This is a genomic window from Francisella noatunensis subsp. noatunensis (genome assembly GCF_009823375.1).
Lineage (GTDB): Bacteria > Pseudomonadota > Gammaproteobacteria > Francisellales > Francisellaceae > Francisella > Francisella noatunensis.
In genome coordinates, this window is sequence record NZ_WBSX01000037.1 from 1 (window position 1) to 14,366 (window position 14,366).

Here is a 14,366-nt window from a genome sequence, read left to right on the forward strand (position 1 = left end):
GTAGATTAAAACATGAGGCATTGTTAATATAACTCACAAAGCAATTTACAACTTAATAAGCAAGTTAAAGCTTAGACACTTATTATTTTTCAAAGCTAGACAATATAAATACAAAAAAGAAGGTGACTCTAAACAAGTTAAGATAAAGGATAGAGCGAGTATTTCTGAAAGACCTAGCAGTGCTAATAGAAAAAATCTTTATCACTTTGAAGGTGACACTATTGTTGGTAAAGACCATAAAGGTGCTATTGTAACAATGGTCGATAGAGCTAGCAGATTTACTATTTTAGCCAAGTCTATAGATAGAACAGCTAATTCAATCAATAGAATATTGTACAAAGTATCTAATGGTCATAAAATATTAACAGCTACATTTGATAATGGTAAAGAGTTTGCTAAACATAAGAAGCAAACTAGCAAGACTGGCATCAAAGTATTCTTTGCTGATCCATACAGTCCTTGGCAAAGAGGTACTAATGAAAACATGAATAGGTATATCAGACAATTTATATCTAAAGGTACTAACTTTAACAATATATCTCATCAATACATTAGAAAGTTACAGATAGACTTGAATAATAGACCTAAGAAATGTTTAAATTACTTGACACCTAATGAAGTACATTTTGGTATCTCTATAAACATTGAGAATACAATCTAGCTTTTATTTGAGTTTTTTTATGAAATCTTGAAGGCATTGCGATTCATTTTCATCTAGATTCTCATAACTTAGTAGTTCAAGAGTGTTAAATATTGATAAATATTGATAAACCATTTGTTTCAATAATTATTTTATTTAACTTTTTATTTAGAGAATTAATTTCAGACATTGATTAATTTGGTTAAAATCTTTTTTAATCGTGTAATTATAAAGTTATTTTTATCTATGATAAAGTAGAATTATTAGCAGTGTTTAGTTTGAGTGGAGTTAGACAAATGAAAACAAATTTAAAAGATATCAACTTTGAAGTATTTAAGCCAGGAATTTCTAAAAAGTTATTAGCTAGAGATAACTCAAGAAACTTTCAAATAGACTTTATTAGATTGGAGCCAAATGCAAAATTAAGCCAACATAGTCATCCAGATGTCGAGTGGGTATATGTTATAGAGGGTTCTATCTGTGATGAAAGAGGAGAGTTTAGCAAGGGTGATTTTTTTATCAATCCTATTAACTCACAACATTCTGTTGTTTCAGGAGCTAATGGTTGTGATATTTTATGTTGTTGGTGTGGAGAAATTAAAGATTGTTAATATGATTTAAAACTTTTTGGAAAACTTCTTCGATAGATAGGTTGCTAGTATCAACTAAAATAGCATCATCAGCAGGCTTCAAAGGAGCTACTTTTCTATTTCTGTCTTGGAAATCTCTTTGCTCGATATCATTTTTGATTTTATCAAAATTAGGACCTTCACCTTTTGTCAGTAACTCATCATATCTTCTTTGGGCTCTAACTTCTGAACTAGCATCTAAGAAGAATTTGTATTTAGCATCAGGGAAAACAACTGTACCCATATCTCTACCATCTGCTACAAGCCCAGCATCAGTTGCAAAAGAGAGCATTTTGTCATGTAACATTTGGCGTACTTTTGGATATGCAGAAGTTTTTGATGCTAGCATCCCAGTTTGTTCAGTACGGATAGCTTTAGTCACATCAGCATTATTTAGAAGGACTATTATAGAATCATTTTGAACTTTAAACGATATGTCTAGTGATTCAAGCTTACTACAAGCATCATCTTGATTATCTAAATTAGCACCAGCATTGTAGCAGTGTAATGCTGCTATTCTATATATTGCACCACTATCCAAAAGCTTATAGTCAAAGTACTTTGCTAATTTTTTTGATAATGTCCCTTTACCGACACCACTTGGTCCATCTACAGTTATTATCTTAGAGTTGTTCATTCTCAAAGCCTTGCATAAATTGTACTAATTTTTCAACATCTTCTAGACTAACAGCATTATAAAGACTAGCTCTACAGCCACCGACACTTCGATGTCCTTTTAAGCCATAAAATCCAGCTTTATTAGCCGCACTTAAAAATTTACTAGTTAGTTCCTCATTCGATAAATGGAATATAACATTCATGTTAGAACGATATTCTGGCTTGATATCATTTTTGAAAATTTTTGAATTATCAATGGCTGAGTAGAGTAGATTTGCTTTTTGGTTACTAAAAGTTTCTACATTTTTCAAATTTTCAAATTTGTTAATTAAATATTCTAGTGTCAACTCAAAAGTAACCCATGAGATAACAGAAGGAGTGTTGTAAACTGAATTTGATTTTTTGGTAACTAGATAGTCAAATACCACTGGAATATTATCCTTGGCTTTGATTAAAGAATCTTTGACTATAACTATAGTCAAACCAGGTATACCAGCGTTTTTCTGCGCACCAGCATATATCAAACCGTAATCACTAATATTGATCGGCTTTGATAGAAAGCTTGAGGACATATCACAAACTATTTCAGTGTTGCAAGATTTGGCAAGTTTGTTAATCTGAAAACCATCTACAGTCTCATTATCTGTGTAATATATATACTCGTATGTGTCAGCTTGGAAACTTTGAGCAATATTATCATCATATTTCACAGCATCTACAGACGTAAATTTAGCAGCTTCTTGAGCAGCTTTTTCTGACCATTGCCCACTACATACATATAATGCTCTATCATACTTGTCTGCTAAATTCATAGGTATAGCAGCAAATTGTGCCGTAGCTCCAGCTTGCATTAAAAGTACAGAGTAGTTATCCGGAATGTTAAGTAAACTTCTGAGATTTTTTTGAATAGAGGCATGCACTTCATCAAAAACTTTATCACGATGTGAAATAGATAATAAAGATACACCAGTATTTTTATTATCAACCATCATTTGTTGTAACTGTTCTATTATAGATGTAGGCACAACAGCAGGGCCCGCACAAAAATTAATTTTCATAATTTTAAAAACTTCTAATAATTTGAGCTTATTGTAACATATTTATTTTTCACATAAATGATATGTTTTTAGTTGTAAACACTATTTAATCCAATCTCTTGGCTTTATATATTCATATACTTTTTCTTCTTCAGAATCAGGCTCAGGTTGCCAGTTATACTTCCAAGTAGCCATAGGTGGCATTGATGATAGTATTGATTCTGTGCGTCCACCACTTTGAAGGCCAAATATAGTACCTCTATCAAAGACTAGATTAAACTCGACATATCTACCACGACGGTAGAGTTGAAAATCTTTGTGCTTTTGTGAATATGCTATGTTCTTTCTTTTTTCTACTATTGGTATATAAGCTTCTAAGTATGAATTTGCACAATCAGTCACAAATTTGAAACATTCATCAAAAGATTTGTCATTCAAATCATCAAAAAACAAACCTCCAACGCCTCTACACTCATCACGATGTTTGAGATAAAAGTATTCATCACACCATTTTTTGAAACTAGGATAATAGCTAGCATCATGTTTATCGCAAACATTTTTTGCAGTTTGGTGCCAATGAATAGCATCTTCTTCAAAAGGGTAGTAAGGTGTTAGATCAAAACCACCACCAAACCACCATATAGGATTATCTGTATCTGCACCAGCAACGAAGATTCTAAAATTAGCATGAGATGTAGGCACAAAAGGATTGCGAGGGTGAATAACTAGCGAGACACCGGTCGCAATAAATGATTTACCAGCAAGTTCTTGTCTTTTTGCGGTAGCCGATGGTGGTAAAGCATCTCCGTGAACTCTAGAGAATGCAACGACGCCTTTTTCAAAGATTTCGCCATCTTCTATAATCATAGAGTTACCATAGCCTTTGAGTTTTTGTTCAGGAGTATTTGGCTTTTGCCATTTGTCACTAATGAATTTAGCCGAGCTAGTTTCAGATTGCTCAAGAGTAGATGTGATTTTTTGTTGTAGTTGAGTTAAAAAGTTCTCAAATTGTGTGATTTTTTCTTGCATAAGAGTTATAGCCTTTTATGTTGAGAATTATATCTTAAAAGAAATATTTAAATATATTATATTTTAACAGTAGGAGTATAAAATTGCTTGTAAAAAAATGATTTGAATTTTGATTGTTTATATTAGAAGTTAAATTTTACTTTTTGCTTTTTTACGAGCTATCTCTTTTGCTTGTTGTTTTTGTTGTTTATTTAATTTTGCTAATTTTTTGGCATCATCACCAACATGTAAAAATCCTCTTTCAGCAGCTAGTTGAGATTGTTTTTCACGTTCTGCAAAGCGAGCTTTTTGTTCTTCTGTAATCTTATCATAGCAATGATGACAGCTTATACCTTTGACATACTCTGGGCGTTTTTTGTCCTCTTCGGTGATAGGCATACGACAAGCAAAACATTGATCATAGCTACCTTTCTCAAGATCATGATTTACAGCCACTCTTGAGTCAAATACAAAACATTCACCTTCCCACATAGACTCTTCTTTTGGTACTTCCTCTAGATATTTTAAGATTCCACCTTTTAGGTGATAAACCTCATCAAAACCTTTAGCTTTCATTAAAGCTGTAGATTTTTCACATCTAATACCGCCAGTACAAAACATAGCTACTTTTTTGTGCTTTTTAGGGTCTAGGTTTTTATCGACATATTCTGGAAATTCTCTAAAAGTCTCTGTACTTGGATTGATAGCATTTTTGAATGTACCTATTTCTATCTCATAATCATTACGAGTATCTACAAGTATAGTTTCTGGATCTGATATGAGAGCATTCCAATCTTTAGGCTCTACATACTTTCCGCAGACTTTATTTGGATCAATCTCTTCGACACCAAGAGTTACAATCTCTTTTTTAAGTTTTACTTTTGAACGATAGAAAGACATTTCTTGATGATAAGACTCTTTGTAGTCAATATCAGCTAATCTAGAGTCAGATTTTATATATGCTAATAACTCATCTACACCTTCACGAGATCCTGCTACTGTACCGTTAATACCTTCATTGGCAAGAAGTAGTGTACCTTTGACATTATTTTTTATCATAGTATCAAGCAGAGGCTGGCGCATAGCTTCATAATCTTCAAGCGTTACAAATTTGTACATTGCGCAAACAACTATTTGTGACATATTTATTCCTAGAAATTCATAATTAATATAACTAAAGATTTGCTATTATAACAAATATTACAATTTTTGTTAGAATGAGTTAATAATTGTGTCATCTCATAAATATAGTATTTGGCTAATACCTGCACAGAAATGTCTCTTGGCTCTGGCTAGATGTATCAACTATAATTCTTATATTGCTAGACAACCCTCATTTATACCTCATTTGACACTATTTAGCTCTGCTAAAAATATTGTTGAAGATTTTGGGTGTTGGACAAGCCAGCTTAATTATGAGAGTATCTCATTAGATTATTGATAGTATAGCTATAGATAGAGATTCTTATTTTATGAACTACTATCTCAAGTTATCAAAAACTATACGGCTAGATAATCTTTTTGCTAGTGTAAGAAAATTAGATACAGAAAGTGAATATAATTTAGATCCTCATGTTAGCTTAGTGTATGGTGCTACTAATCATGACAAGCTTTTGGAATATCAATTTTCTAAAAAAATTATCTTTGATAAAATAGCTATAATCAAATATCTCCCAGCAGATACTGCAACAACAGTTATGAGTTTTGAGATAGTTAAATCATATAAACTGTTAAATTTGTAGTTTAATAGTTTTACTTTATGATTAGATGTTTTATTATTTTGAAACAGCTTTATTATATTTAATCGTTTTTTATGTTTTTTAAAAATCTTACAGCATTCAAAATTACTGATATTAATATAGATATTTTTGAAGATTCGATGAATAAACTCGCATTTACTCCTTGTAGCAATTCTCAGAAGTCTTCGAGAGGTTTTACAAATCCATTTATAAAAGATGAGCAATGTCTTTTTAAGTTTAATCATTTGGCTGCATTTTGTTTACTTACTGAAGAAAAAATTCTTCCTGCTCAAGTTATCAACCAACAAGCACAGGAATATATTCAAGAGTTAGAGCTTACTAGATATGTAAGTAAAAAAGAAAAAACACAAATAAAAGAGGATATGGAGCAAAAGCTACTACCTCTAGCATTTAGTAAGTTTAGAAAGATTCATGGCTATTTGGATCTGACTAATAACTATCTAATAATTGATAGTGTTTCAGAAAAGCAGATTACAGAAGTTTTAGATCTATTGCATAGATGTGAAGCAAGGTTTGAACCTATCATCAAAGAAGAGACAGATATTCTAACAGAGTGGCTTGTCGAAGATACTTATCCAGTAGATATTGAAATAGCAGAAAAATGTAAGCTTACAAGTGCTATAGGAGATAGTATTGCAAATATCTCATGCCAAGGTAGTTCGATGTTGAATGATAATATCAAATCATTTATTGATAGTGGAGGGTACATTACAGAGTTGGCTATAACTTGGAAAGAGCAGCTTGCTATGACAGCAAATACTAAGTTACAGTTTAAAAGTATTAAATTCTTAGATGGTATAAAAGATCTAAATAAAGAAGATAATGTTGGTCATGAAGTTGATTTATTGCTGATGGCAGATATTTTTGCTGAACTTATTACAGCTATGCAAAGCTGGATCAAAGAAGATGAGAGTTTGTAAATATGGTATTGAATGATAATCAATTAAAAGCATACGAATATGGTCTAGCACATCACCCAAGTTTAAAAGAAGGGTGTAAGATTTTTTTAGAAAAAGATTTTTTGAAAGTTCTGCTGACTGAAAATGACGCTACGATAGAAAAAATATTCAAACATGATAATACCAAAACAGGTTTGGTGGCATTGCTAAAAAGTGATGAAGTTAAAAATTTATTAGGTTTTGATTTTTCAAATTTGATATCGATTATGTGTATTCGATAGTTAGAATTAGCCCTTAATAAACTCTATAGTTTCAAAATATTTCTTAGACTTTATAGTTAACAAAATTGTCAAATCTAAATATTCTAATAATTTAATACTACACTCATATATAAGTCTAAACGGTATAGATATATAAGGAGCTAGGTTACACTTAGTAATACCAGTCGGTCAACACCTAAGAGGGCAAGAGCTCACTAAAGAGCTAATGGATACTATACAAGGAATTACACTTCAAGAGTATGTTGTAAAAGAAGTATCTGACAATAATTATCAAAAAATCTAAAAAAATCTGTTGATTTAATCATCAAGTCATCAACTATGTTGTAAATTATTTACGAAATTTGCATTTTCAGTTTCAAATCTCTAATTTTAGTATTAGCGATGACTATAATTTTTCTTAATGGGGCTCTTTCCAATTAATTGTGTAAATTCTTAATTAAGATGCTAGATTATTTTTAGTAGAATATTAAGGATAAAAACATGTCTAAGAATAGAAAATCGGAAGATATTTACTCAATGCTAGCAGACTAGATAATAGATTCTGGAATTGATGTTAATCAAATGTTTGAAAAAGATGGTTTACTTAAGCAGCTGATAAAAAGGTTACTTGAAAAAGCATTAGATACAGAGATGAGTAACCACCTTGGTTATTCAAAACATCAAGCAGCAATTCCTCGAATGCTAGAAATGGCTATAGCAATAAAAGCCTATCTACAAATAGTTCCTAAAAGAGTAACAAAAATAAATGGCTTAGACGAAAAAATCATATCTTTGTACGCTAAAGGGATGAGTACTACATATATCCAACAGCAACTATTTGATCTGTATGAGACAGAGATAAGTACAAGCTTTATAAGTGATGTTACAGAAACTATTATAGAGGATGTTAAAACAGATCGTTAGAGTCTGTTTATCCTATAGTATTTTTGACTGTATAGTCGTTGGATAATTTGACTGTATTCTTACAATACCCTCCAAAAATTCGTAAAGTAATTTATACTACTAATGCGATAGAATCGCTTAATAGTCAGTTTAGGAAAGTTATTAAAAATAAGAAAATATTTCCTAAAGATGACGCTGTTTTCAAGTCATTATATTTGGCTATAGATTATTTGACTAAAAAATGGTCTATGCCTGTGAGATATTGGAATGAGGCTATGCCTTATTTCGCTATCGAATTTGAAGATAGAATTCAGAGGTTTGTGTAAGAGAATTTACACATTTATTTGGAAAGGCTCAAAATTTCAGTATTAGTATATCCGCTGTACTCTAATGGAGCTATAATCTTTTTATCTGCATAATTATATCCAACAACAATACTTCTTCTTTATGTTTGATATGCTAAAACCTCGCCATAACTAGGCTCACCAATTGGTGGCCATACTCTTAGAATAGAAAGCTTATTATCACAGCCAATCTCATCTATATAAACTAACAGATTTTGAGCTATTTCTTTTAGTTTTTCTATATACTCCAACCTTTCATGTTCTTTTCTTTGCTTATATCTTGGAGTCTTTTTTTTAAAACTAAAACCAAGTCTATTAAGACAATCATAAAATGTACTTCTTGGAATATCAGGGGCTAATGCTTTTTTTATATCTTGCACTTGCATCTGGATGATCTATCAAATACTGTTCAATCAATGTTTTATCGGTAAAGCTAGCCACTCTGCCACAACCAACTCCTTGCTTTGAACTATAATCTCCGGTTCTTTTATAAAGCTCTATCCATGATACAACTGTATGCTTATCTATGTTAAAAAACTTACTCAGCTCAAACTCTGTCATAACCTTCTTCATATTTATTAATTACGATGTCTCTAAAATCTTGGCTATATGATGACATTTTCATTAGACATTATAACATTTCTACAAATATCTTTTGGATTAACTATAATTTAGAAACATAGTTGATGACAGTGTTTTTAAGTTATATCCCTTATTTATGAATTTAGAGCATGATTAAATCAATAGACTTTAAAATACTAAACTTAACTGCCTATCATCAATTTTCCCAAGTTTTACACCTATACCAATTAGTCGAATAGGGTGATTTTGTTTTTGATGTAACTCAATTATCAGATTTTTTAGCATTTCTTTGTCTAGTGTTTTTGCTACTCTAGTTAGACTGGTTTTATTAAATTTTGTATCTGTAAATTTGACAACAATACCAATTATAGACTTATAATGCTCTTCAGTCATGCGACTAATTAATTTATCATATAGGTTAGGTAGTTTCTCTAGGCAAGTCTCTAGAGTCTTTAGATCTTCTAAATATGTATTTTCTACACTTACAGATTTACGGATACGTACCGGATTAACTTCACGGTTATCAATACCTCTGGCATAGTTATATAAACTACTTCCAAATTTACCAAACTTATTTAGAAGAGTAGTTAGGCTTAGTTGCTGCAAGTCTAAGCAGGTTTCAACGTTCATATTTTTTAGCTTCTCTTGCGAGACTTTACCAACTCCAAAAAGTTTCTTAACTGGTAGATTTTTAACAAAATCATTAACTTGCTCAGGAGTGATTACATATAAACCATTAGGTTTGTTAATATCGCTAGCTATCTTGGCAAGGAGTTTGTTTGGAGCTACTCCAGCTGATCCTGTAAGGCCAGTTTTATTAAAAATTTCTTGTTTGATCGCCTGAGCAATTAATGTTGCACTATTTTTATATGCTGCAACATCTGTAACATCTAAATACGCCTCATCAAGAGATAGAGGCTCAACTTTGTCTGTGAAAGTGTAGAATATCTCTCTTATAATCGAAGAAGCAGCTTTATATTTTGCAAAATCAGTATTTAAAAGTATTAGATTAGGGCATTTCTGCATAGCGATCGCTGTAGGCATAGCAGAGCGTACACCATATTCTCTAGCTATATAGTTACAAGTTGATATTACGCCACGTTTGGGGTTGGTACCACCTACAGCAAATGGTTTATCTTTGAGGCTAGGATTAGCTTTTTCCTCGACCTGAGCAAAAAAATAATCCATATCAATATGTATGATTTTTCTTGTTTTGCTCATGAGTTGTTATTTATAAATATTTGCAAACTCATCAATGCTAGCATCTTCTTGCCATGAGTATTCTAACTCTATACTCTTTTGTTTAGCTACATCATAGCCTAAGATATCGGCTATGAAACTAAGAGACATATCTATCCCCGCACTTATACCAGAGCTTGTATAAATATTACCATTTTTTACCCATCTAGCTTTGTCGATCCAGTTTACATCTGGAGCTATAGATTTTGTCCAACTAAGAGCTTTTTTATTAGAAGTAGCTTTTTTGCCATTAAGCAGATTTGTTTGTAAAAATAAAGATGAACCCGTACAGACTGTAAGTATATATTTAGCATTATTTGCCAGTCTAGTTAATTTAGCTATTAATTTTTTATTGTAGATTAATTCTCTTGTACCAATACCCCAGGCACAAATAATATCGAGTCTTTTGAATTAGCATCTGAGAGTTTTTTGGTATTTATACAGACATTCTGACTACTATATATACTACCACCTTCTAGAGAATAATACTCAAGTTTGAAGTGTTCTTTGAAACTCCCAAAAATCTCAACTGGTCCAAAAACATCTAAGGTTTCAAACTTATTAAATAAGACAACAATTATATTTTGCATCATAGATATTAGTATAGATAAATGCTTTGGATAGTATAGCATTATTAGATCTGTAAAATGATTTATAAAAATACCAAATAGTGTAAACTTTCAATCTATATTTTATAGAGATATTTTTTATATGTTATTGATTGTTATAAAAATAATATTATCAGCCTTAATGGTAATAGGACTAATATATATCTGAAAAAAGTCCTAGATTAGGAGGTTTATTTTCTGGTTTACCACTTAGTGTTGGTCTTTTTACTTATTTTTATGCGCGTGAGAATGGTCTACAGTTTTTGATAGATTCAATGCCCTATGCACTTGTAGGGTTTGCTTCTATGCTGCTATTTACGATTGGTTTTTATTTTGGTAGTAAACTTTTTTCTAATCAACGACTTATTAATACCATTAGCGCACTTGGTATAGGCTTTATCGCTTATTTTACAAGTGCTTACATTTTCACAAAATTTAATATTACTTTGTCATTAGGGCTAATAATTTTTATAATCACAATGATATTAACTATTATCTTCTTTAAGATAGTTGTCAAAGAAAATTCAGCAATAGAGAATATTAATCTCGAGCCTGTTAATATATTTAAAGTGATAGCTTTCAGAATTTTTTTAGTAGCTTCGTTTGTATTATTAATTACAGGAATTGCCAATATAGTAGGACATGAATGGGCAGGGATCTTTTCATCATTTCCTGTAATGTTAACTTCAGTGATCGCTGTTTTAATATTTAGATACAGGAATTTGTTATTTCCAGGAGTGCTAAAACATTTCTCTTATGGAGTATCAATACTAGCTATATTTGAAAATCACTTTTATATAAATACTCAATGTATATAATTTAGCTAATGAAATACTTATATTAAAACAAATGATTTTCTTTAAAAATGTATCTTATCAAGTAGAGATAAAAGAGCTTTTTGATAGTATTAATTTCTCAATCTTTCCTAATCAAAAAATAGGTCTTGTGGGCAAAAATGGTACAGGCAAAACGACACTTTTTAACCTTGTACAAGGTAATCTAACACCAGATAAGGGCGATATTGAGATTGCTAAAAATACCCGTATAGTTACTGTTAAGCAAGAGGTTGATGACTTCGAAGCTAAAGTGATAGATTATGTAGTCAATGGTATAGAATCTTTAAAACAATTGAAGATCCAAATGCAAAAATCTTTAGAGTCTGAGAACTTTGTAGATTATTCAAAATACCATGAAGAGTATGAATCTTTAGGAGGCTATGCAATAGAGTCTCAAGCTGGTAAACTGCTGTCAGGTTTGGGTTTTAGCGTTAGTCAACTCCAACAAAAGGTAAAAGAGCTATCTGGTGGTTGGCAGATACGCTTAAATCTTGCTCAAGCACTACTGCAAGAGTCAGATATTTTATTACTTGATGAACCAACCAACCATTTAGATTTAGATGCTGTACTATGGTTAGAAGAGTATCTACAAGAATATAAAGGTTCTTTACTACTTATTTCACATGATAGAATCTTTTTAGATAATGTTGTCAAGCAAATATTTCATATCGATAATAAGAATATAGATACTTATACTGGTAACTATTCATCTTATGAAAAGCAGTCTTATGAGCAAAAAGTATTACAACAAAAGCAGTTTGAGAAACAACAAAAGCATATTGCTCATTTACAGAGCTTTGTTGATAGATTTAAAGCTAAAGCCTCAAAAGCAAAACAAGCACAAAGTCGCGTCAAGATGTTAGAAAAAATACAGCGAATAGAAGCTGTTAAGTCAGATTCTGAATTTAGCTTTGAATTTAAGCAAGTTAAAGAGCATCTTGGAGGTACTTTGGTCAGTTTACAAAATACTGATCTTGGTTATGGCGATAAAAAAATTCTTAATAACGTAAAACTAAATATCTATAATGAAATGCGTATAGGTCTATTAGGTCTAAATGGAGCTGGTAAATCAACACTCATTAAATCTCTTATTGGTGATATAGACATTTTATCAGGTAAGATAGAAAAACATCCAAATCTTAGAGTAGGGTATTTCTCGCAACATTCATTAGAGATGCTTGATTCTGAGGCTTCACCATTATTGCATATGCAATGCTTAGACTCACAAGCAACTCAAGAAAAGCTTAGAACTTTTTTAGGTAGTTTTAACTTTGTGGGCGATAAGGCTTTGGCAAAGGCAGGAACCTTTTCTGGTGGTGAGAAAGCTAGATTAGCTCTAGCAATGATTGTATATCAAGAGCCTAACTTTTTATTACTAGATGAACCAACAAACCACTTAGATATTGGCGTTCGAGAGGCTTTAACTGTAGCATTACAGAGTTTCCAAGGAGCTATAATATTAGTTTCGCATGATAGATTTTTATTAGAATCAACAGTTGATGAGTATATGCTTGTTGGTGAAGGGCAGGTTAAGCCTTTTGATGGTGATATGAAGGATTACTATAAGTACATTCTTGAAGTTAAAAAAGCTGAGAATAATACATCAAATATAGCAGTACAATCTAATAATGATTCTAAAAAACAGGATAGAAAATTATCTGCTGATAAGAGAAAGCAACTTAAGCCACTTCAAGATAAAGTCAAAAAACTTGAAAGGGCATTAGAAAAATTACAACAGCAAGATCAACAAATGCAGGATGCTCTCCAAAATCAGGATTTATATGATGATAAACAAAAACTTCAGCAAACTTTACTTGAGCATTCTCAGTTAAAAGAAAAAATAGAACAAACTGAATTAGAGTGGTTTGAAGCTTTAGAAGAACTGGAGGTTTTAAAAGAGTAAATAGTAGTTATGTTTTAAATACTAATTAAGATTTTACTGAAACTCATTTTCTATTTCTTCTAATGTCCTTCCTGCAGTTTCTGGAATAAGTTTTTTAACAATCAATAAATATACAAATGAACTTATAAAAATAATTCCAAACATAATATTAAAGCCGTATCTCTCGCCTATTTGTAAGAAGTATCCAATAAAGAAGAACGCAAATAACATTGAAACTACGCCCGCTATGAAGATACCAATAATTCTTACTCTGTTAAGGTAATAGTTCATTTATAAGGGTTACAATGACTCCAGAAGGACCAAATGCTAATCCGGCAATACATGTTATCAAGAATAAAATCACTAGTATGTAATTATAATCTAAAGTAGGTAGGCTATATAATACTACTAGCAGTGTCATGCTTATTAATGCAATTGTTAACCCTGTAAAGATAACCCGCTAGATTGTATTCTCAATGTTTATAGAGATACCAAAATGTACTTCATTAGGTGTCAAGTAATTTAAACATTTCTTAGGTCTATTATTCAAGTCTATCTGTAACTTTCTAATGTATTGATGAGATATATTGTTAAAGTTAGTACCTTTAGGTATAAATTGTCTGATATACCTATTCATGTTTTCATTAGTACCTCTTTGCCAAGGACTGTATGGATCAGCAAAGAATACTTTGATGCCAGTCTTGCTAGTTTGCTTCTTATGTTTAGCAAACTCTTTACCATTATCAAATGTAGCTGTTAATATTTTATGACCATTAGATACTTTGTACAATATTCTATTGATTGAATTAGCTGTTCTATCTATAGACTTGGCTAAAATAGTAAATCTGCTAGCTCTATCGACCATTGTTACAATAGCACCTTTATGGTCTTTACCAACAATAGTGTCACCTTCAAAGTGATAAAGATTTTTTCTATTAGCACTGCTAGGTCTTTCAGAAATACTCGCTCTATCCTTTATCTTAACTTGTTTAGAGTCACCTTCTTTTTTGTATTTATATTGTCTAGCTTTGAAAAATAATAAGTGTCTAAGCTTTAACTTGCTTATTAAGTTGTAAATTGCTTTGTGAGTTATATTAACAATGCCTCATGTTTTAATCTAC

Annotated in this window: 13 protein-coding genes and 5 pseudogenes; 9 read left to right on the forward strand and 9 right to left on the reverse strand. The window is 31.2% G+C overall.

The annotated features are described in order from the left end of the window. Positions 1-16 precede the first annotated feature (16 nt). Both F8C69_RS04410 and F8C69_RS04415 read left to right on the forward strand, forming a co-directional pair. Positions 17-661, forward strand: a pseudogene (locus F8C69_RS04410) (IS30 family transposase); the annotation flags it as partial. 275 nt (positions 662-936) lie between these two features. Continuing rightward, positions 937-1,251 carry a cupin domain-containing protein gene (locus F8C69_RS04415; protein ID WP_159184347.1) on the forward strand — a complete coding sequence of 105 codons (315 nt, stop codon included), beginning with the start codon at positions 937-939 and terminating at the stop codon, positions 1,249-1,251. On the opposite strand, the gene cmk is transcribed toward F8C69_RS04415, so the two are convergent. The 4 genes from cmk to trhO all read right to left on the reverse strand — a co-directional run bounded on the left by cmk (position 1,238) and on the right by trhO (position 5,075). Beyond that, a complete protein-coding gene (cmk, locus tag F8C69_RS04420) occupies positions 1,238-1,906 on the reverse strand; it encodes a (d)CMP kinase (RefSeq protein WP_159184348.1) in 669 nt (222 codons plus the stop codon). The genes F8C69_RS04415 and cmk overlap by 14 nt on opposite strands. Further along, positions 1,893-2,945 (reverse strand): 3-phosphoserine/phosphohydroxythreonine transaminase, encoded by a 1,053-nt coding sequence (gene serC / locus F8C69_RS04425; protein WP_159184349.1) that lies wholly within the window; start codon positions 2,943-2,945, stop codon positions 1,893-1,895. Before serC ends, cmk begins: the two co-directional genes overlap by 14 nt. An 81-nt stretch (positions 2,946-3,026) precedes the next feature. Then, entirely contained in the window at positions 3,027-3,953 is a 927-nt protein-coding gene (gene hemF / locus F8C69_RS04430; protein WP_159184350.1) for an oxygen-dependent coproporphyrinogen oxidase, read from the reverse strand. A 129-nt stretch (positions 3,954-4,082) separates the two neighbouring features. Continuing rightward, complete coding sequence (gene trhO / locus F8C69_RS04435; protein WP_159184351.1) at positions 4,083-5,075, reverse strand: oxygen-dependent tRNA uridine(34) hydroxylase TrhO; 993 nt, start codon at positions 5,073-5,075, stop codon at positions 4,083-4,085. Positions 5,076-5,404: 329 nt separating this feature from the next. Here trhO and F8C69_RS10535 point away from each other — a divergent pair, with 329 nt between their 5' ends. The 5 genes and pseudogenes from F8C69_RS10535 to F8C69_RS11275 all read left to right on the forward strand — a co-directional run. Beyond that, positions 5,405-5,674, forward strand: coding sequence for a hypothetical protein (locus F8C69_RS10535; protein WP_234384272.1), 270 nt, complete (start codon positions 5,405-5,407; stop codon positions 5,672-5,674). Positions 5,675-5,745: 71 nt separating this feature from the next. After that, a complete protein-coding gene (locus tag F8C69_RS04445) occupies positions 5,746-6,612 on the forward strand; it encodes a recombination-associated protein RdgC (RefSeq protein WP_159184352.1) in 867 nt (288 codons plus the stop codon). A 2-nt stretch (positions 6,613-6,614) separates the two neighbouring features. Beyond that, positions 6,615-6,872, forward strand: coding sequence for a hypothetical protein (locus tag F8C69_RS04450; RefSeq protein WP_159184353.1), 258 nt, complete (start codon positions 6,615-6,617; stop codon positions 6,870-6,872). Positions 6,873-7,433: 561 nt separating this feature from the next. Then, positions 7,434-7,775: a transposase gene (locus tag F8C69_RS11270; protein WP_200153737.1), complete on the forward strand. Its 342-nt coding sequence runs from the start codon at positions 7,434-7,436 to the stop codon at positions 7,773-7,775. Between the two features lie 41 nt (positions 7,776-7,816). Beyond that, positions 7,817-8,080: pseudogene (locus F8C69_RS11275) on the forward strand (transposase); the annotation flags it as partial. A 26-nt stretch (positions 8,081-8,106) separates the two neighbouring features. Here F8C69_RS11275 and F8C69_RS04460 read toward each other — a convergent pair. From F8C69_RS04460 to F8C69_RS04470, 3 genes and pseudogenes are all read right to left on the reverse strand, one after another. Continuing rightward, positions 8,107-8,717, reverse strand: a pseudogene (locus F8C69_RS04460) (transposase); the annotation flags it as partial. Positions 8,718-8,848: 131 nt separating this feature from the next. Next, positions 8,849-9,901 carry a DNA polymerase IV gene (gene dinB / locus F8C69_RS04465; protein WP_159184354.1) on the reverse strand — a complete coding sequence of 351 codons (1,053 nt, stop codon included), beginning with the start codon at positions 9,899-9,901 and terminating at the stop codon, positions 8,849-8,851. A 6-nt stretch (positions 9,902-9,907) separates the two neighbouring features. Continuing rightward, positions 9,908-10,509 (reverse strand): annotated as a pseudogene (locus F8C69_RS04470) (DJ-1/PfpI family protein). A 323-nt stretch (positions 10,510-10,832) separates the two neighbouring features. On the opposite strand from F8C69_RS04470, the gene F8C69_RS04475 reads away from it, so the two are divergent. Together F8C69_RS04475 and F8C69_RS04480 are read left to right on the forward strand one after the other, a co-directional pair. Further along, on the forward strand, positions 10,833-11,345 hold the full coding sequence (locus F8C69_RS04475; RefSeq protein WP_234384273.1) for a hypothetical protein: 513 nt from the start codon (positions 10,833-10,835) through the stop codon (positions 11,343-11,345). A gap of 31 nt (positions 11,346-11,376) precedes the next feature. Next, positions 11,377-13,266, forward strand: coding sequence for an ABC-F family ATP-binding cassette domain-containing protein (locus tag F8C69_RS04480; protein ID WP_159184355.1), 1,890 nt, complete (start codon positions 11,377-11,379; stop codon positions 13,264-13,266). Between the two features lie 33 nt (positions 13,267-13,299). On the opposite strand, the gene F8C69_RS10540 is transcribed toward F8C69_RS04480, so the two are convergent. Then, positions 13,300-13,536, reverse strand: coding sequence for an MFS transporter (locus tag F8C69_RS10540; protein WP_234393292.1), 237 nt, complete (start codon positions 13,534-13,536; stop codon positions 13,300-13,302). 169 nt (positions 13,537-13,705) lie between these two features. Beyond that, positions 13,706-14,350 (reverse strand): annotated as a pseudogene (locus tag F8C69_RS04490) (IS30 family transposase); the annotation flags it as partial. Positions 14,351-14,366 lie beyond the last annotated feature (16 nt).